The 19,593-nt window shown below is 37.0% G+C and carries 14 protein-coding genes; 1 reads left to right on the forward strand and 13 read right to left on the reverse strand.

Going from position 1 to position 19,593, the window contains the following annotated elements; all coding sequences use genetic code 11:
* A partial coding sequence (locus BT999_RS04870; protein WP_178139315.1) for a transposase occupies positions 1–214 on the forward strand: 214 nt, incomplete at its 5' end.
* Between the two features lie 371 nt (positions 215–585).
* Here the strand turns inward: BT999_RS04870 and BT999_RS12390 are convergent.
* From BT999_RS12390 to BT999_RS04930, 13 genes are all read right to left on the reverse strand, one after another.
* The gene (locus BT999_RS12390; protein WP_143145495.1) at positions 586–1,071 is read right to left on the reverse strand and encodes a hypothetical protein; all 486 of its coding nucleotides are present in this window, start codon (positions 1,069–1,071) and stop codon (positions 586–588) included.
* A gap of 85 nt (positions 1,072–1,156) precedes the next feature.
* Entirely contained in the window at positions 1,157–2,437 is a 1,281-nt protein-coding gene (gene sat, locus BT999_RS04875) for a sulfate adenylyltransferase (RefSeq protein WP_072696668.1), read from the reverse strand.
* Positions 2,438–2,709: 272 nt separating this feature from the next.
* The gene (locus BT999_RS04880) at positions 2,710–4,425 is read right to left on the reverse strand and encodes an FAD-dependent oxidoreductase (protein ID WP_072696669.1); all 1,716 of its coding nucleotides are present in this window, start codon (positions 4,423–4,425) and stop codon (positions 2,710–2,712) included.
* A gap of 92 nt (positions 4,426–4,517) precedes the next feature.
* Complete coding sequence (locus BT999_RS04885; protein WP_072696670.1) at positions 4,518–7,163, reverse strand: response regulator; 2,646 nt, start codon at positions 7,161–7,163, stop codon at positions 4,518–4,520.
* A 147-nt stretch (positions 7,164–7,310) separates the two neighbouring features.
* Entirely contained in the window at positions 7,311–8,060 is a 750-nt protein-coding gene (locus BT999_RS04890) for a transporter substrate-binding domain-containing protein (RefSeq protein WP_072696671.1), read from the reverse strand.
* A gap of 103 nt (positions 8,061–8,163) precedes the next feature.
* On the reverse strand, positions 8,164–9,039 hold the full coding sequence (gene galU, locus BT999_RS04895; RefSeq protein WP_072696672.1) for a UTP--glucose-1-phosphate uridylyltransferase GalU: 876 nt from the start codon (positions 9,037–9,039) through the stop codon (positions 8,164–8,166).
* 232 nt (positions 9,040–9,271) lie between these two features.
* Positions 9,272–10,627, reverse strand: a complete 1,356-nt coding sequence (glmM, locus tag BT999_RS04900) for a phosphoglucosamine mutase (protein WP_072696673.1) — start codon at positions 10,625–10,627, stop codon at positions 9,272–9,274.
* Between the two features lie 79 nt (positions 10,628–10,706).
* Positions 10,707–11,426 carry a hypothetical protein gene (locus tag BT999_RS04905; protein WP_072696674.1) on the reverse strand — a complete coding sequence of 240 codons (720 nt, stop codon included), beginning with the start codon at positions 11,424–11,426 and terminating at the stop codon, positions 10,707–10,709.
* A gap of 238 nt (positions 11,427–11,664) precedes the next feature.
* Positions 11,665–12,873, reverse strand: a complete 1,209-nt coding sequence (locus BT999_RS04910) for an acetate kinase (protein WP_072696955.1) — start codon at positions 12,871–12,873, stop codon at positions 11,665–11,667.
* A 50-nt stretch (positions 12,874–12,923) separates the two neighbouring features.
* A complete protein-coding gene (gene pta / locus BT999_RS04915) occupies positions 12,924–15,026 on the reverse strand; it encodes a phosphate acetyltransferase (protein ID WP_072696675.1) in 2,103 nt (700 codons plus the stop codon).
* Positions 15,027–15,258: 232 nt separating this feature from the next.
* Complete coding sequence (locus BT999_RS04920; protein ID WP_072696676.1) at positions 15,259–16,587, reverse strand: surface lipoprotein assembly modifier; 1,329 nt, start codon at positions 16,585–16,587, stop codon at positions 15,259–15,261.
* A gap of 98 nt (positions 16,588–16,685) precedes the next feature.
* On the reverse strand, positions 16,686–17,990 hold the full coding sequence (locus BT999_RS04925; protein ID WP_072696677.1) for a FecR family protein: 1,305 nt from the start codon (positions 17,988–17,990) through the stop codon (positions 16,686–16,688).
* Positions 17,991–18,236: 246 nt separating this feature from the next.
* Positions 18,237–19,436: an aspartate aminotransferase family protein gene (locus BT999_RS04930; RefSeq protein ID WP_072696678.1), complete on the reverse strand. Its 1,200-nt coding sequence runs from the start codon at positions 19,434–19,436 to the stop codon at positions 18,237–18,239.
* Positions 19,437–19,593: the final 157 nt, after the last annotated feature.

Raw genomic sequence — 19,593 nt, forward strand, 5'->3', positions numbered from 1 at the left:
AGGTAAGAGTAGCCTTATGATCTATGAGCAGTTTGGCGACCTGAAGTTTAAATATCGCAATAGGGAGTTCTGGTGCCGTGGCTACTATGTTGATACAGTAGGCAAGAATAAGAATAAGATTCAAGAATATATCAAACACCAATTGGAACAGGATAAGCTTGGTTCACAGCTAAGCCTTCCTTACCCAGGAAGCCCGTTTACGGGCGGCAAGTAGCAGAATATGCAAATGCCAGACGGTTATGCACCTGTTAGGGTGCAGCTAGCAACAGAGCCTTACAGGCGCATATGAAAAACCCCCGGCTACGCCGGGGGATATTTATTGTATAAAGAATACCCCCAGCTAGGCTGGGGGTTCTAAAAAGCTTTTAGCTTTGCTTCTGTTATAAAACTCCTTTTGATTTGCTATAACTGACTTGCGGTCTGGCAACTGCATGTCGAACAAATCAAAAGGAGGTCACAATGAGTGACACAAAGAGTTTATCTCATACAAAGTGGAACTGCAAATATCATATAGTTTTTGCTTTGGCGTTGTATTGTTGTTGTCTAGAGGCTTGTTGTAGTTTTTATAACATGTGTTGTCGGTTTTCAATCTCTCATATTAAACTTCATCCATCTTTCCCACGATCTTCTTTCATTTTCTTTGTCCATCTTTTCAATATGGTTTTTTAAAGCACTATCATTCGAATCATCGCTTCGACTATTTCCAAAGTAACCTTCGTCTCTGCAATATTCCGGACCTAGTTTATGAGCTGTTAGTTTGTTGTCTTTGAAAGTAAGTTCGAGAGAGCATAGTCCATAAGGACTGGTGTTTGTATTGAACCACTCCTCAAATATTGTTATATGCTTCGGGGCAGCGTCCCAATGCATACAAAGTTCGTTTTTTTCGTTAACCCAAACTTTTTGTGCTTGACCAAGTATGCGTTCAAAACACTCTTTATCACCACTGTCTTTACATTGCTCGTAAGCCGTTTTTAAAATAGAGGGAAGTACCCCTTGTCGAACTTGTTGAGTCGCACAGCCGGTAAGAAACAAGAATAAAAAAACGACAAAAGCTATTCGTATGATTGGCATATTGTTCTTATTTGTTAATTATTAAAAAAGCGAGAAGTATTAAACTCCTCGCTTTTTATTATTTATTTAACTAAATGTAAGTTAATTACATTTTTGCGCCGGAAGCGGCACCTTGCATTTTGATTTCAACTTTTTCTGTTAAGCCTTCGTAATATTTACGCAAGATAACGAGAACTTCTTCACGTCCAAAGTGATCAGGAATTTCAGCTTTTTCAGAAAGCATCTTACGAAGCTTGGTACCTGAAAGAATAACACGATCTTCCTTGCCATGAGGGCAGGTACGAGCAGAAGCCATACCATCACACTTAACGCAATAGAAAGTCCAGTCAATCTTCATTGGGTCACAAAGAAGTTTTTTCCCGCTATGAGCTGTAGCACAGTCATTTACATAAGGGATACGGTCAAAAATTTCTTGTGCTTCAAACATGCCATAGAAGTCGCCAACGCCAGCGTGGTCACGACCAATAATCATGTTGTTAATACCATAGTTTTGACGGAAGGTAGCGTGTAACAAGCCTTCACGAGGTCCGGCATAACGCATATCAAGCGGGTAACCAGCTTGAATAACATTTTGTTTTACAAAATATTTATCAACAAGAGTATCAATACATTCTACACGTACTTCAGCAGGGATATCACCAGGTTTTAAGTTTCCGATAAGTGAGTGAATAACAACACCATCACAAACTTCAATTGCGATTTTTGCTAAAAATTCATGAGAACGGTGCATTGGGTTACGTAGTTGTAAGGCAGCAACTTTTTTCCAGTTGCGTTTTTCCATTTCAGCACGTAGTTCAGCAGGGCGTTTGTAAACATTAGGATATTTTACAGGATATTCGCCTTCTGAAAGAACTTTAACAGGACCTGCGATGTTATATTTCTTTTGTCCCATAACCATTTGAACGCCGGGGTGATCTTTCAAAGCTGTTTCCCAGAACTTAGCGTCGGCAGAATCGTCTCCGTGTCCTTTAAAGACTTGGTAGCATTCCCATTTTTTGTCGGCTTCGGTCATTTCATAAACTTCTTCAACCTTCATGGTTGCATAAAGTTCATTGTTATTATAAAGAGCCAACTCTTCGCCTACTTTAATATTTTCGTCTGTATCAAGAGTAATAGGAACAGGCCAAAAGGTTCCGTCAGCTAATAAAAACTTTTCACACACGCCTTTCCAATCAGCTTTTTTCATAAAGCCGTTCAGAGGTGAAAAACCGCCAATCCCCATCATGATAAGATCGCCTTTGGCTCTGGCACTGATGTCAATGCGACGTAGTCCGCCGGCTTTTTTAGTTTCAGCTTCTTTTTCTTTGCCTTCGAGCAAACAACAAACGAGACCTTTTCCTCCATGAGGTGGAACGAGTTTAGACATAGCTTTTCTCCAATAAGTTTACATGTTTGTGCCGTGAGCCTTTGGGCATCAACAGCATTGTTAAATACCATACGACTTAACCCAATTATATACTTATCATAAGTTAAAATTATGACAATTATACGATTATTTTAATAAGTATAATCTTTTCAGATTATCTTAGAAGCAAACTCTAACTATATACATGTGAAAAAAAATACAAATTGTCAAGCTTTTGTTATAAGAAAAATAAGGCTGGTTTTAAGCGTGTGAGCTTTTATTATTTTACTAGGCTATTCCAAGCCTCCGAGTTTTTTAATTCCTGCCATACCGCCTTGGACTGTTCTTGTATTATGAAATCCTAGACGATCAAGACTGGCTTGAGCCTCAAATGAACGCAAACCTGTATTACAAATTAAAATTACCGGTTTATCTTTAGGAATTTCGCCAAAGCGTTTGTCCAATTCGTCCTGTGGAATATTATACCAGACATCAGGATATTTTTCAACAAATACCTTTGCGTCTTTTGCGACCCTTGCGTCAATAATTGTATGCCCCGAATGCTTGTTTTCTTTAAAGCCTTTAAGAAAATCTTCTAGGATAATTGGCCTGTTACGACCTTCCAAAATATTTTCCGCAACATTGCCAAGCGTATTGATTATATCCATTGCAGAGGCAAAAGGTGGGGTATAGACAACTTCTAAGTTGCTAAGTTCACTGATATCTGCTTTATTTATCAAGAGGGGAACAACGGGGTTTATTCGAGCAACAACGGCATCGCCGTTTGGTCCAAGGGCTTGAACTCCTAAAATTCTCTTGCTGTTTTTTTCTACTACAAGTTCCATGGACATTAATCCCTTGCCGGGGTAAAAGTGGGCTCTGTCGAGTTGTTCCACATGAACGCTGATTGCGTCAAAACCCTCACGTTTGGCAACTTCAAAAGAAAGACCGGTTCCACAGGCAGAAAGAGAACTTAACTTTATTCCCCAAGTTCCAACAGCCCCTTTAAAGGTAGCTTTTTTGCCTGTTTTATCTGAGGCTAGGTTTGTTCCTATTACTCTTCCTTCTCTGTTTGCCAAAGAGCCAAGGGGATAAAATCCCGGTTTACCGGTTACTAAGTTGCGAATTGTTACACAGTCGCCACCGGCATAAATATCGGGATCAGAGCTTTGGAGATATTCGTTAACGACTATTTGTCCGCGTTCGTTAACGTTAATTCCCGCTTCTTTGGCTATTTCCGTATTTGGCGTAATTCCGGCCGATAATATAACTAAGTCTGCGGGAAGTTCTCTTTTATCGGTAATAACTTTTTCTATTTTTCCGTCTTTTCCTTCAAATTTTAAGACTTTTTCGTTGACAAAAGTATTTATTCCGCCAGCGGTTAAGTCATTTTTTAAGATTTTTGCAAAAGTTGGAGAGACAAAACCCGGTAAAATTTGTGAAGCAATTTCAACAATACTTGTTGGAAGTCCCCACATATCAGCTATTCCAACAGCCATTTCAAGACCAATAAACCCACCGCCGACGACTACAACGTCGTTAACTTTTTGGCTGATAATATTTTTTTTGATCTGTTCGGCTTCATCAAGGTTAGTCGCAGGGCTTATTCCTTTAAGGTCAATTCCCGGAATAGGTGGTTTGTTTGGGCGACTTCCCAGAGCTAAAACCAGCTTGTCATATTTAAGAGTTTTTGTTTCTCCGTTAACCAAGTTTAAAATTTCTACTTCTTTTTTTGCACGATTGATTTTGGTCGCTTGAGTTTGAGTTAATACGTCAATATCTTTGGCAGTTTTAAAAAAAACAGCATCTCTGATTGTTCCGTATGGTGTTTCTTGAAGTTCTTCTACCCTGTTGATTTCACCGGAAACATAAAAAGGAATACCGCAACCACCGTAAGAGATACGGGTTGATTGATCAATTAGCGTAACTTTTGCGTCAGGCATCAAGCGTTTAAAACGGCTAGCGGCTTTTGGTCCAAGTGCAACCGCACCAATAACAACGACATGCATAATTTCTCTCCTCTATGAGGTATGTTGAGGTTTTTGTTGTCGAACAGGGCAACTTTAATACACTTGCATTTTATATTTTATATGAAATTTGGTCAAATAAATATATCGTGTAATTGTTTAACTAATTTTTCATATTCAATAGGTTTGGTCAGGTGGTTATTCATTCCCGCATTTATGCTTTTGTCGATATCTGCTTGTAGAACATGAGCCGTCATTGCTATAATTGGTATATTTTTAATTTCGTTTCTTCCGTTTTTACGAATTTCTTTTGCTGCTGTTAAGCCGTCCATAATAGGCATTTGAATGTCCATAAAGATACAATCAAAGTCGTGGGTTTTTAATATGTCTAGTGCTTCTTGTCCGTTATTGGCTGTTGTAACGTTTATATCGAAATTTTCTAAAAATGAGACTATAATTTCTTGATTTATTTCATTATCTTCGACAACGAGTATGTGCTTGCCGACTAAGTTTTTATTATTTTCTTCTCGTTCTTGTTCTATTAGAATATTTTCTTTTGAGTTTTGAGCTAATTTAAAAGGAATGACAAAATAAAATTCACTACCTTTTTCCGGTTCGCTCTTTATGTGAATACTGCCGTGCATTTGTTCAATCAAAAGCTTGGCAATCATTAGTCCAAGACCAGTACCGCCATATTTTCTTGTTGTTGAGCTATCTGCTTGTGCAAAGGGTTTAAACAGGCTTTGTTGTTGCTCTAACGTCATGCCTATTCCTGTATCTTTTACAGAAAAGTTTAAAGTCATTGTCTCGGAATTTGATTCTATGCAGGTAACAGAGACCGTTACATTACCTTTTTCCGTAAATTTAATAGCGTTTCCACAAAGGTTTAACAATATTTGACTTAATCTCAAATTATCGCCCATGAATTTTATGTTGCTTAATAAATCTTGATCTATATTTTTATTCAGTTTTATATTCTTTTGAAAGGCTAAATGTTCAATAAGGTCAAATACCGGAACCACAACTTCATTTAACGTAAAAGGACGAACCTCTAAGGTTAAGGCGCCTTGTTCTATTTTTGAAAAATCAAGAATATCATTTATAACACCAAGTAATATATTGGCAGAAGACTCGATTTTTTCTAATAAAGTTTTTTGACGAGGAGATGGGCTTTCTTCTAACGCAAGCTTAGTAAGACCAAGAACTCCATTCATAGGTGTGCGGATTTCGTGGCTCATTCGAGCTAAAAAGTCGCTTTTGGCTTTTGTTGCTACTTCAGCAGCATCTTTCGCTTTTAATAGAGCGAGTTCGTTCTTTTTTTGTTCTCTTAAGTCTCTAATATAACTTAAAATACATTGTTGATTGTCAAACTCTACTATTAAGTGAGTAAGTTCGCATGGTAATTGTTTGTGGTTTGGAGTATAAAAATCAACGTTTTCACGCCAAACAGTCTCGTTTTGAATGTTTTTGAAAATAATATTCGCTTTGTTTTGTAAAAAATCTTTTGATTCCCAATAGTTAATAAAGTTTTGTTCTGTTTCCAATTCAAATAATTTTACCGTTCCTTCACTAACGCTCAATATAGTGTTTTCATTCCAAACAATATAACCATCTAAAGAAACTTTAAAAACAGCACGCATAATTGCTTCGAAATTTCTTTTTTTGTTAACGTCTTCTTCTAGTTGGTTGGCATGGGAATATAACTCTGAAAGGTGAGTGCTAAATCTATCTAACAGGTTAGCAATATTGGCTAATTCTTTAATATATATTTTAGGCAACTTTGTGTCTAGTTTGCCATCTTGAATAGCGGCGAGCTTTTCTGATGTTAAACGTAACGGCTTAACAATAAAGACGTATTCTAAAATATAGTATATGGTAAATGAAATAAAAATAAGAAAATATAGCCCTATAGAAGATTGAAAGGCATTATTTGAGGCTGTTGTTATTGACAACATAGAGTTGGCTAAAGAGACTTCGGCACCGGCAGTAACGCTATCGCTCATAATTTTTAAGTTATTGTCTATTTCTTGCCAAATGGTGTTTATTTTTTTGTTTGCTTCAAGTCTATCTTTTTTTATTAGTAGGCTGTGTTCAAAAATACTATTTATGGCTTCTACTTGAGAGTTAATAAATAAGAGCTTGTCCGGGTGATTAATAGAAATTTTTTTGGTGTAATAGTTAACTGTTTGTAAGGTGGTCTTGATTTGATCTTCTAGGTCTTTAAGGTCATTATGGTTTGATGAAAAGACATAATTTTTTTCATTTATCAGCTTGATTATACCGAGGTTGTTTTCTGTGGCTGTTGTGATGTTTGCAAGAGTGATGAGGGTGTTGCTATAGTTTGTTTGAAGTTCTAAGATATTTTGATTTATTTTATCGACTTCGCTTTTTGCCTCAACCAAATCTTTCATAGCAACAACAATTGTTTTAGCTAATTTTTTAAAGTTTGGGTCTTGTTCAAAAATAGATTCTGAGGCAAAGGCTTCTGCGCTAATTCGTTTATTTCTTCTTTCTTTTGGGTTATCGCTACTGCGAATAACTTCAGCAATATATCTAAGTCGTTCAATATTTACTAAGGTTTTTTGGTTTTCGACAAAAGCCGGTAGTTGTGTTCTTGCAATTTTTTCTGAATTATTTTTTATTTTAAAGATACTTTGCAATTCTTTAACGCCAATAATCGCAAAAATAATAAACGCTATTAAAAAACATAATCCTTTAAATACAGCAATACTCAGTTGAAATGTTTTGTGAGAATCATTATATTTCTCCGGTCTGTCCATTCAATCTGTCCTAGTCATGATATAATTGTGTATTGCCATATTATAATGACAATACACAATATATTTTTTATTTGGGTTATAATAAAAAGGTTATTAACAGGTATTTATACAACAAAAGGATTTTTGAAAAACAGTCGCCTCTTAATTTTAATAGATGTCAAATTCAAAATATTTTCTGTTGATTTGTTGATATTCGCCACTATTGCGTAATTTTAAGATTGCTTTGTTGATAGCATCACGCTCTTGTGTCAGTTTTTTATCTAATACAACACAAGAACCGTCGCCTAGTTTTATGGGTTCGCCGGCAATATCAAATTGTTCACCTTTAGGAGTTCTAAGAAATTCATATCCGGGTAAACCGTCAATAAAGGCAAGATCAATATCTTTATTTATAGCCGCTTGAATAATATCGTCAAAACTTTTCATTGGCACGATAGTCGCTATATCGCCATAAGATTTTTTGAGAAAATCTTCTTGAGTGGTTTGGCTTTGCACTCCAATTTTCTTACCTTTTAAAACTTCAGGAGTAATTTCTTTAATACTGGAAAGAGAAATGAACATACTGCTAGAGCGAAAATATTTATCGGAAAATAAAACAAGAGCTTCTCTTTCCGGTTTTTTTGCCATGCCTGCAACACCAATATCAAGTTTACCTGCTACAATATTAGGAATAATATCATCAAAAGGGACAACGCTAATTTCACACTTGCGATTAAGTTCTTTGCATAAGGCTTCTGCCATATCGAAATCAAACCCGGTTAACTTACCTGTTTTAGGGTCGTTATAGGCAAAAGGAGGATAGGGTGCATCAATACCAATGCGCAAAACAGGTTGTTGAGCCAGAGAAAGACTTGTAAAAATCATAGTAAAGATCAAGGCTAATAAAAAAGAACGCATATAACCTCCGTTAAATTTTAAAAATGTATAAACATATGATGGTTTCAGTATGTTATTTGTGTCAAATAATAACGTGGATGTTTGAAATCCAATTAATAGGCATTTAAAATGCGTAAGGCAATAAAGGCTTAAGTTGTTTAACCAGATCGTCTCTTAAGTCTTCATCTTGCAGTGCAAAATAAATATTTGCAGTCAGATACTCTGCCCAATCTCCGGCATCAAAGCGCATACCGCGAATTTTAACAGCCAACATACCTTTTGTGGCGGCAAGTTCTTGCATTGCATCGGTTAATTGAATTTCTCCGCCGTGTCCGGGAGTTTGTCTTTCTAATATTTCAAAAATATCAGGTGTCAAGATATAACGCCCGATAATCGCTAAGCGAGAAGGAGCTTCGTTAATTTTAGGTTTTTCAACCATCTTGTCTATGCGATAAATTCCTGGTGAAACTTCGCGACCCGAGATAATACCGTAACGATTAACTTTTTCTTGAGGAACTTCCATTACGCCAATTACGGGTAAACGTTCAGATTTAGCCACATCAATAAGTTGTTGAATTCCCGGGGTCATTCCAAACATAAGGTCATCACCAACCATAACGGCAAAAGCGTCATCGTTTTCAACAACATCTTTGGCACATAAAACGGCGTGTCCAAGCCCTAATTGTTGTTTTTGGCGTATAGAAATAATATTAGCCATTTGAGCAACTTCACGAATAATTTTAAGTTGTTCGGTTTTTCCGGCTCGTTCGAGTATCCCTTCGAGTTGAAGGTTATAATCAAAATGGTCTTCGATTACGTTTTTATCTCTGTTGGTAATAAAGATAACATCTTTTATGTGCGATCTTATTGCTTCTTCTACAACATATTGGACAACAGGTTTATTAAAAACAGGCAACATTTCTTTGGGAATATTTTTGGTTGCAGGTAGGGAGCGAGTTCCCCAGCCGGCTACGGGAATAACGACTTTGCGAATATTCATGGTCTACTCCTTGACGTTTTATATTTATTGATATTAAGATTGGTTATACAGTAAAATGAGATATAAAACAGTTATAATAGATACATTTTTCTGAATATTTTTTATAATGCTTATTTATTAACTTATTTAAAAAATAATATGTATTTCTTGAAATAGCAACAGTAATTTTACTACTTAAAGTATAATTTCTGTTCAATTATAATATTTTTTTTAACTGTTTTCTGTTTAAGGTTTAGCCTAAGAGTTTTTTTACCAGTGTGGCGAGTTCTGTTGCCAGTTTTTTTACTTGTTCGGCGTCTTCTCCCTCGACCATTACTCTAAGCTTTGGTTCTGTGCCTGAATATCGTAGTAACACACGCCCTTTGTCTTTTAATTCGGCTTCTGCCTCGTTAATTGCTTTTTGGAGGGGTTGACACTCTTCTATTGGGGTTTTTTGTTGAACGACAACATTGATCAGTTCTTGGGGATAAAGTTGGAGCAAACCGGCTATTTCTGATAAGGGTTTTTGTCTTTCTTTTAATATTTTAAGCAGTTGAAGCCCTGCCATAAGTCCGTCGCCCGTGGTGCTGTATTCGTTGAAGATAATATGTCCGCTTTGTTCTCCGCCAAGAGTGGCACCGCTTTCACGCATAGATTCAACCACATAGCGGTCTCCGACTTGGGTACGTGTTAATTTTCCGTTATGTTGACGCATAAAAACTTCTAACGCCATATTACTCATAATGGTTGCAACAAGGTTACGATCTTTTAAACGCCCTGTTCTCATCATGTCTTCGGCAAAAATCGCCATCAGTTGATCGCCGTCTAAAATATTGGCTTTTTCATCAACAACAATTAAGCGATCGGCATCTCCGTCTAAAGCCAGACCTATATCAGCTCTTGTTTCCTTTACTTTCGCTGCTAAAAGCTCGGGATATAAAGAACCGCATTGATAATTTATATTTGTACCGTTTGGTTCAACGGAAAGGGTAAAGACTTCTGCCCCGAGTTCTTCCAAGGCTCTTGGTCCAACTTTATAAGCGGCTCCGTTGGCACAATCGAGAACAACCCTCATTCCGTCTAAAGTCAGTTGGCTAGGAAAGGTGTTTTTAAGATAAACGATATAACGCCCGAGACTGTCTTCTATTTTTTTAGCTCGACCAATATTTTTTTGTTCGGGATATTCCCATTCCCAGTTCTGGTCAGAAATCATTTCCGTTATAATATTTTCTGTGCTGTCAGGTAGTTTATAGCCATTTTTGTCAAAAAATTTAATTCCGTTATCGTGATAAGGGTTATGAGATGCGGAAATAACTACGCCAAAATCAGCACGCATGTTTTTTGTTAAAAAGGCAATTGCCGGAGTAGGAATAGGACCAACTAAAAAAACGTCCATACCTGTGGCACAAAGACCTGAGGTTAAGGCATGTTCAAAGACATATCCCGATAGGCGGGTGTCTTTGCCTATAACTACGCTGTGTCTTCTTTGAGAGCCGGAGTTAAAATAAGTTCCTGCGGCTAGCCCGAGCCTTAGAGCCATTTCGGCGGTCATGGGGTATTTATTGACGGTTCCTCTTAGCCCGTCTGTTCCAAAAAGTCTTTTTGCCATATTAAGTCTCATTTTTTATGTTTTATTTTTGATTGTATTTTTTATGATTAAACCAAGTAAAAGTTATATCTGACAACAGTTATAAATATATCCCAAATTGTTTTAAGATACTAGTAATATTACGCCCAAAGTGAAAATCAAGTTCATCTTGTTTTAGTACCTTTCTCTCAACAACTATGGAGCGAAAGGCGTTATCAAAGTTAGCGGATTCCTCAAGCTCTTTGACCATTTTTTTTGGCAATTTGTTTATTTCAATAAAATTATTTTGTTGGTTGATGAAATAAGTTGCCAGCTCTGTTCCGAGTTGTGTCCAATTTGTACCTGAGCTGTGTGCGGCTTGCAGGGCTTGTTCGTCTGGTGTGGAAAGTTCTGCTCTGGTTAACCTGTTGATTTGATAAGCCTTTAAAATTTGTTTTGTATTTTGACAAAATAAAAGCTTACACTCTTCAGGGTGGTTGGGGTGTAGTTTGCAACCGGTTGTTTTACTTTGCTTTTCCTGTGTTAAAAACATGCAAGCCCAAGGGTATTGAAGAGTTTTTTGGGGATTTGGCTTGATTTTAATAAGTTCTTGTTCCGTTAAACATAATAAAGAGTTTGAGCTGCTATCACTCTCTAAGTTGGGCATGTAAGCGAGTTCACCTTTTAAAATGCTGAAAAGATGAGAGCGTTTAATTTGAGCGTTTTTGATCAAAATATAATCGGCTTGGTGTAAAGCCGGACCACCTTTGAGGCAACAAGTTCCACAACGCAGACAAAGGTTATTTGTTTTTTTTGGGTTAGTGTTTTTTTGTTGATTCATTGATTTGTCAGCCTTAAAAGATATTTGGTAAAGGTAGTTTTTAGTTCTTTGCTATTTATAAATTGCAAAAATGTTTAATTTGATCGAACAATATAAGGCAGAAAAAACACTTATTTGATAGTGAAGTTATTTTGAGACTATTGTGTAAACTTCTCAATATTAATAAAAAACGCCGAGTTGCTTTTTTATTGCTGTTCGGCGTTTTTACTATTTATTAAAGAGAGAAGCTTATAGCTTGTTAAGCTTTTGTAACAATTAAGGTTTGTTCGGCGATTTCCAATTCTTCATTTGTCGGAACAACCAAAACTGGTATTTTTGATTTGGCATCGCTAATTTTGCGAGGTTCTCCTGAACGTTTGTCATTAACTGCTAAATCAATACTTATACCGAGATGTTCAAGGTTGGCACAAACGTTTGCTCTTACTATTTCGTCGTTTTCGCCTATTCCGGCAGTAAAGACAAGGGCATCAATTTGTCCGAGTTCGAGATAATAAGCCCCGATATAATGGCGAATACTATGGCAAAACATATCTAAAGCCAGTTTTGCTTTTTGGTCGCCTTTTTCAATAGCACTATGAATATCGCGCATATCGCTCATGGCACAGATACCTTTTAAGCCACTTTTTTTGTTCATGGTATCATCAATCGCTTTTATATCCATACCTGTGGTTTTTGCTAAATATGCGTGAATAGCAGGGTCAATATCTCCGCAACGTGTTCCCATCATTAAACCGGCGAGTGGGGTCATTCCCATTGATGTGTCGATACATTTACCATTTTTAACGGCAGCAATGGAACAACCGTTCCCTAAGTGGCATGAAATCATAGTAAATTGATCTTTTGCCTTTCCGCAAAATTCGGCGGTTTTACGAGAAACATATTGGTGAGAGGTGCCGTGAAATCCATAGCGACGCACTCTGTGTTGTTCATAGAATTCATAGGGAAGGGCATACATAAACGCTTCCGGAGGCATGGTGGAATGAAATTCCGTATCAAATACTGCAACAGAAGGAGCGTGGGGCAAAAGTTTTTCAGCTACTTCAATTCCCATTAAGTTAGCCGGGTTATGTAATGGCGATAAGGTAAACAAATCTTTAATGATTTTTTTTACTTCATCGGTTACTAAACAGGCTTTTTTTAAGGCTTCTCCACCGTGTACGACTCTGTGTCCTACTGCGGCAATTTCTTTTAAGTCTTTGATAATGGCAGTTTCACCGGTTAATAATTTATCCATTACAGTAGTTAAACCTGCGTAATGGTCTTTAAACGGTAGTTCAAAGCTGAATTTTTTTTCTTCGGCAGTATCAGGAAATTTTTTGTGAATTAGCTTTCCGGTTGTTTCACCGATACGCTCAACCAATCCGGAACATAACGGACGTTTTGTAGCCATATCAATCAGTTGATATTTGAATGATGAACTTCCACAGTTTATTACAAGTATTTTAATCATGTGTATACCTTATTGTTTTTTATTAATATGTTTTTTGCGAAAAACTTTTATTTCTTTTCTGCTTGGGCTTGAACGGCGGTTATTGCCACGGTATTAATAATATCGGCAACGGTACAACCACGAGAAAGATCGTTTACAGGCTTGCGTAAGCCTTGCAATACCGGTCCTATGGCGATAGCATCAGCCGCACGTTGCACAGCCTTGTAAGTATTGTTACCCGTATTTAAGTCTGGGAAGATAAAGACGGTGGCCTGACCTGCGACTTTACTTCCGGGAAGTTTTGTTTTGGCAACATCAGGGTCAATAGCGGCATCGTATTGAATAGGACCTTCGACTAAAAGTTCAGGGGCACGCTCTTTAACGATTTTTGTTGCTTCAATAACTTTTTCAACATCTGCCCCTTTGCCTGAATCGCCAGTTGAATAAGAGAGTAGGGCAATTTTGGGCTCTATTCCAAATATTTTAGCAGTTTCAGCAGAGTTTAAAGCAATTTCCGCAAGTTGGGTGGCGCTAGGGTTAGGGTTAACCGCACAATCTCCAAAGACTAAAACTCGGTCTTTTAAACACATTAAAAAGACAGAAGAGACGATTGAGAAACCGGGTTTGGTTTTTACAAATTCAAGAGCCGGGCGTATGGTATGAGCGGTGGTGTTAATTGCTCCGGAAACCATTCCGTCTGCGTCGCCTTGTTGCACCATCATTGTTCCAAAATAAGTAGCGTCAAGCATAGCGTCGTGAGCTTGTTCCATGCTGATGCCTTTGTGTTTTCTGGCTTCGTAATAGGCGGTTACATATTCATCAAATTTTGGAGAAAGTTCAGGTTGAATAATTAAAACATCAAGGTCGAGGTTTAAGTCTCTTATTTTTGCTCCGATTCTGTCGGCGTTACCTAATATTATAAGGTCTGCCACTCCTCTGCGTGTTAATACATCAGCGGCGTGTAAAATGCGGTCTTCTTCGCCTTCCGGTAAGACAATACGCATTTTATTGCTTTTGGCTTTTTCAAGAAGGTTAAACTCAAACATTTTTGGTGTAATTTTTGTTGAGTGAGAGTTAACAACTCTTTTTGATATTTCTTTAACATCAACACAAGCTTCAAAATGAGCTAAAGCCGTATGAATTTTTCTTGTATCATAAGCTTCTATTTTTCCGTATAGTGAAGATATTATTTGAATTGTTTTAAAAGTATGATCTTTTACCGCTAAAACGGGAACAACACTACCCGCCCAGCCTTCTAAAAGGCGCTTTACGGAAGGGGCAGGTTCAAAGCCGCCGGTTAACAAAATTCCGGCAATGTCAGGATAGGAGTTGGAAAAACGAGAACTTAACGCCGCTAATAATAAGTCTGAGCGATCACCGGGGGTAATTATGAAACTGCCTTGAGCGATATAATTTAAAAAGTTTTCTACCTGCATTGCGGCAATAAGATAGTCGTCAATCAGGTTATCCATTCCGCTCGCACCATATAAAATTTTTGCACCAAGCCATTTTTTTACATCAGATACGGTTGGTTTTCCGAGTATTGGCTCTTCGGGAATAACATAACTTATAAGGCTGTTTGTGCAATGGGTACAATGTAGAGATCGAACTATCTCGGCTTCTTCTTTTTCTGATACATCTGCACGATTTATTAAACAGGCAACAATATCGAGGTCTTTATCTACTAAAGAATCTATTGTGATTTGTGTACTGGAAATAATTTCTTGGGCACTTTTTCCCGCACCGTTGGCAACGAGCAAAATCGGAGCGTTAAGGTTGGCGGCAATTGTTGCGTTTAAGTCAAATTCAAAAGCCGCATCTTTACCGGCATAGTCGGTTCCCTCACACAAAACAAAATCGTATTCATTTTCTAAGTCTTTAAACTTACGCAAGATAATATCAAACATATTTGCTTCTTGACCATTATTAATGAATGAACGAGCTTCATCAAAGGTTAGAGCGTAAGATTGTTTATATGGAGTATCAAGTTCAAAGTGTTGCAACAACAGATCGATATCGTGATCTTTTCCTTTATTCGGTGGAGTATTGATAATTGGTCTGAAAAATGCAACTTTTCCTACATTTTGTAAGAGCATTTGCATCACGCTTAAGACAATTGCGGATTTTCCGCTTTTACTTTCCGATGCACTTATATAAAGAACATTAGCCATTGATGTCTCCTAAATAATAAATTATTTCAACCGATTATAGTTTAAGTGTAATAACTGAGTACAAACTCTATAGTTTTTAATACAGTGTGAATAAAACACAGCATATTAGTAAATGATTAATAGCACAAGCCTTATAAAAAGTAAAACAAAGACTAGAATAAAATTATTTTTTATTATAATCTTTGTTGTTGATATTGAAATAATTTAAGTTGTTATCATCTTTTTTATTTTTCTAAAAACTCCAAGATATCCCTACGCTTGTAAGGTGTTGTCTATAGCGGTAAATATCGCTGTTTGAGGTGTTATGTGTATACTGATAACTAGTTTCAACACTCCAACGCTCATTAATATCATAAGTTAAACCGAGACCGGCTTTTATTACTTCGTCTTGTCTTTTGTTTTTATCTAGTGCTGTTGCTGGTTTATGATAATAATCTTCTCCGTAACTGATAGAAGGGGAAAGGGCGAAATTATACGGAAGTTTAAAAGTGAACCTTGCCATAGATTCCCAACCGTCATAAGAATAGGTAGCATCTTCTGTTTTTCCGCCTGAATATTTTGCACCTATAATAAGATCGTGATTTTTTTCACCGAATAGAAAGCGTGCATATTGTCCGGCTGAGCCATAAGTTCCGTTTCGCTCACGCCCCGAGGAGTTGTCTCTATGTTCTATATCTGCTCTTGTAATAAGGTGGAAGTTGGGTTTTATGGCTCTTAAATATGTTAGTTCCGGCCCAAAAGATAAAATAGATTTTAAAAATTCATAATCCACAACTTCGCTTTTTATGCGTAAGTCTAAAAAATTTTGGCTATCTAGATAGCGTATTCCCGTCGACGCTCTTCCCCACTGCCAATGACGGCTATCTATTTTTCCAAGCGAAGTGTTTTTATATAATCTTGTATAATAGTTTAAATCGCCGACCAGCCACCAAGAATGAGCACCTTGTTTTAAAGGATAGCCCATATCTAAATTTGCACCGAAATAACCGCCTGCGGACGGAATATGTTGTGCGTTATCAAGGTCAACATTCCAGTTTCCAAGCGTTACAGTATTGGAATTTGGTCCTTGATTTGCGTTTGTATCATAAACAAAGCCTGTTTTTAGAGAGCCTTTTATTGTAAAAGGAGATTTTTCTTCAGCGGTTTGTTCAGCATTTTTTTTTGAATTTTGTTTGGCGGCTATTCTAAAATGGATTTTTGCGTTTTCTTCATCGCCAAGAGATTTATATATCTGTGCAATTTCTAGGTTTAAAGCCGTATCGGTAGGATATTTTTCTAATAACTGTTCATAAACCATCAGGGCTTGATGCGGTTGCTTATTTAAACCGGCTGAACGAGCCAAGCCAAGACTTATTTCTTCATCATCAGGGGCTATCCTGAAAAGTCTTTTATATAGTTCATAAGCTTCAGCTACTTTATTTTGCTGTAATAAAGTTACGGCTTGTGCTTTTGTTTGTTCTATTCCACCTTCTTGAAAGGCAGTAACATCAGCAAAAACCGTAACTGGTAAAAGTATCAGGCAGATACAGAGTAGTGTATTTTTAAGTATTATTTTGAACAATTTTCTTCTCTGATTATTTCATTTTTTCTTTATCAATATTATAAAAAATCAATTTTATTTAGGATAATATAAACTAAAAATAAAATCCAGAGTTAATTTTATTGTTTTACTCCGCTAAAGTTTCCGCCGTCTAAGTTCTGATTATTTCCTTGTTGCTTTATAAAATAAGAACCGCTAATTGTATTTCCGTTTTTTATTTTGTTTAAGCTAGCGTGTTGACCATCTCCTAACATGTTGGAACTTGAACCAATATTTCTATTTTGACCATAAAACGTTCCATTACCGGAAAAACCAGTGATGTTCAACCCGTTATTGGTAGCTGTTCCTGTTCCACCTGTGGCACTATAAGTATCAGTAGGGGTTGTTCTGTTGACTCCATCTATTCTGGCGTTATTGATAGCCCCCGAATTTAAGTCAATATTAAAAGAGAATGTACCGCCAAAATTACTGTTTAGAGCTGTGTCATTTAATGTCCCTGAAACAGTACCTGTTGTTGGAGGAGTTGGACCTGGAGGATTTGGCCCTGGAGGATTTGGCCCTGGAGGCGTTGGTGGGATAGGAGTTGGATTTTCTTGATCAATTTCGGCTAAAATAGGGCGTAATTTTTCTTTTAACTCACTTTGAAGTTCGTTCGTTGTGTTCTCAACAACTATTCCGCCTGCATCTTGAGTTGTGGAGGCTGTTGCAACACTTGCCATACTGCTTGAGTCGTCGCTACTGCTTGTGCTGTCTCCGCTTTCGCTATCACTACTACTTTCGCTATTACTGCCACCACTTCCGCTGTTTCCGCTTTCACTGCTTGTGCTTGAATTTGCGGCGTTAGCTTTTAAAAAGGCTCTATCCTTTGCTGTTGCCTTACTTACGCTATTTGAAAGAGAGTCAAACTTAAAACCTACGGGAACAATACTTCCATTAACAATAACGCCGTCTTTTTTTGAAGAACTTTCTACAAAGGTTATTGTTTTTTCTTGTTCAATCAGTGCCGTAATAATTGTTCCTCTAATACCTATTGTTGCCTGAGGTGTTTTCATTTCGAATCCACCGGGATTTTGTTCTACAATTTTACCGCTGATAAATCTTGCAACCCCTTGGGTAAGATTAACATGCATAGCTGAATTGCTTCCGTCTTCTATATATTCATTTATATTTATAGAGGAATTTTTTGCGATAGAAATAGAGCTGTCGTCATTAAAAAAGATTTTTACACGACCAGCGGCATCTGTATGAATAATATCGTTTTCTTTAATAGTATCTTTTAATTGCAAAGAAACACGTTTTCCGTTCCTTTCAACTTCAGCACCGGGGGTTAAAAAAACTACTGTCCCTATTTCTTTTGCCAATGCAACTGATGCAAATAGTAAAACTATAACTATGCAAAATATTTGTGTTATCTGTTTTTTCATAAATCACCTTGAACCCTTTGGTTCACATTACCTATATTGTTAGCCGATGCAATTGTTGCGAATAATAAAACTATCAAAGTCCCTAAAACTTGTGATATTTGTTTTGTCAGTGATATTTTCTTTATCAGTGATATCTTCTTTATCATGGAATCCCCCTAATTAAATGCCATGAACCTTTCAATCCTGTTATAAAAATAACACGTTTTTTATTCTTTGCAAGCAGTTTTTAATAAATTTTTAAGAGATTTATTTTGTTTTTAAGATTTTTTCCAATGCGTTTGCAAATAGTTCTAAATCGTTATCATCAATAGTTAGAGCAGGCAGTAGACGCAAAACTTTTTCTTGGGTTAAGTTTAAAATAAACCCTTGTTTCATAAGTTCTTCCCAAACTTCTTTTCCTTGAAACGTAAGTTCAATGCCAATCATTAGTCCTAAACCACGTATTTCTTTTATTTTTCCCGGACAGTTTTGACTAACTTTTTTAAATCTTTCCATCGCTTGTTTACCGAGTTTGGCGGCTCTATCAGCAAGTTTGTCTCGTTTCATTATTTCAATGCCTTTATTGGCAACGGCGGAAACCAAAGCACCCGCACCAAAAGTTGTGGCGTGGCTTCCCGTTACAAAACCTTGGCTAAATTCCTCTGTACAGATCATAGCGCCCATAGGCAGACCGTTTGCCAGAGCTTTGGCGGTGGTGAGTATATCAGGGGTTACATTAAAGTTTTGAAACGCCCAAAACTTTCCGGTTCTGCATAAACCTGTTTGTACTTCGTCAACCATAAACGCCAAACCGTGTTTACGGCATAATGTTTCTATACCTTTTATAAAAGTTTCTGTTACGGGACGAATTCCGCCTTCACCTTGAATAATTTCAATAAGTATTCCGGCTGTTTTCGGGCTGATTGTTTTTTCTAAAAGTTCAAGATCGCCCCATTCAATTTGTTTAAAGCCTTCAGGCATCGGGGAAAAACCGTCTTGGAACTTTTCTTGTCCTGTTGCGGCAACAGTTGCTAAAGTACGTCCGTGAAAACAGCCGGTAAAGGTAATAATTTCGTAAGCATCACGCATTTTTACTCTTTGTTGGTAACGACGAGCGAGTTTTATGGCTGCTTCATTAGCTTCCGCACCGGAGTTACAGAAAAATGCTTTATTAAAATGGGCAGTAGACAATAAGTTTTTCGCTAAGATCAATTGTTCTTCTTGATAAAATAAGTTGCTGACATGCGTAAGTTTGCGTGCTTGTTTTTCTATAACTTGGCTTATTTCTTCGTTTGCATGGCCGAGGGCAGTAACAGCTATCCCCGTTAAAAGGTCTATATATTCTTTTCCGTCAAAATCATAAAGCCTGCTTCCTTTTCCGTGTGAAACCGCAATGGGGTAACGTCCATAGGTGCGACAGAGTAGGGTTTCTTCTTGTTGTTTTAATTCATCAAATTTTTGGCTCATGATAGTTCCCTTATATTTATTGTTGAAGTGTTTATATATGTTATAGAGACTATTGCACAATAATCTCTAAGTGGCTTTCGCCATGAAGATACTCCAGAAAGATACTCCAAAAAACACGAATAAGGAAAATTTAATTTTCCTGTAAAATGAGTGGTTT

The sequence above is a fragment of the Desulfovibrio litoralis DSM 11393 genome (genome assembly GCF_900143255.1).
GTDB classification, from domain to species: Bacteria; Desulfobacterota; Desulfovibrionia; order Desulfovibrionales; family Desulfovibrionaceae; genus Frigididesulfovibrio_A; species Frigididesulfovibrio_A litoralis.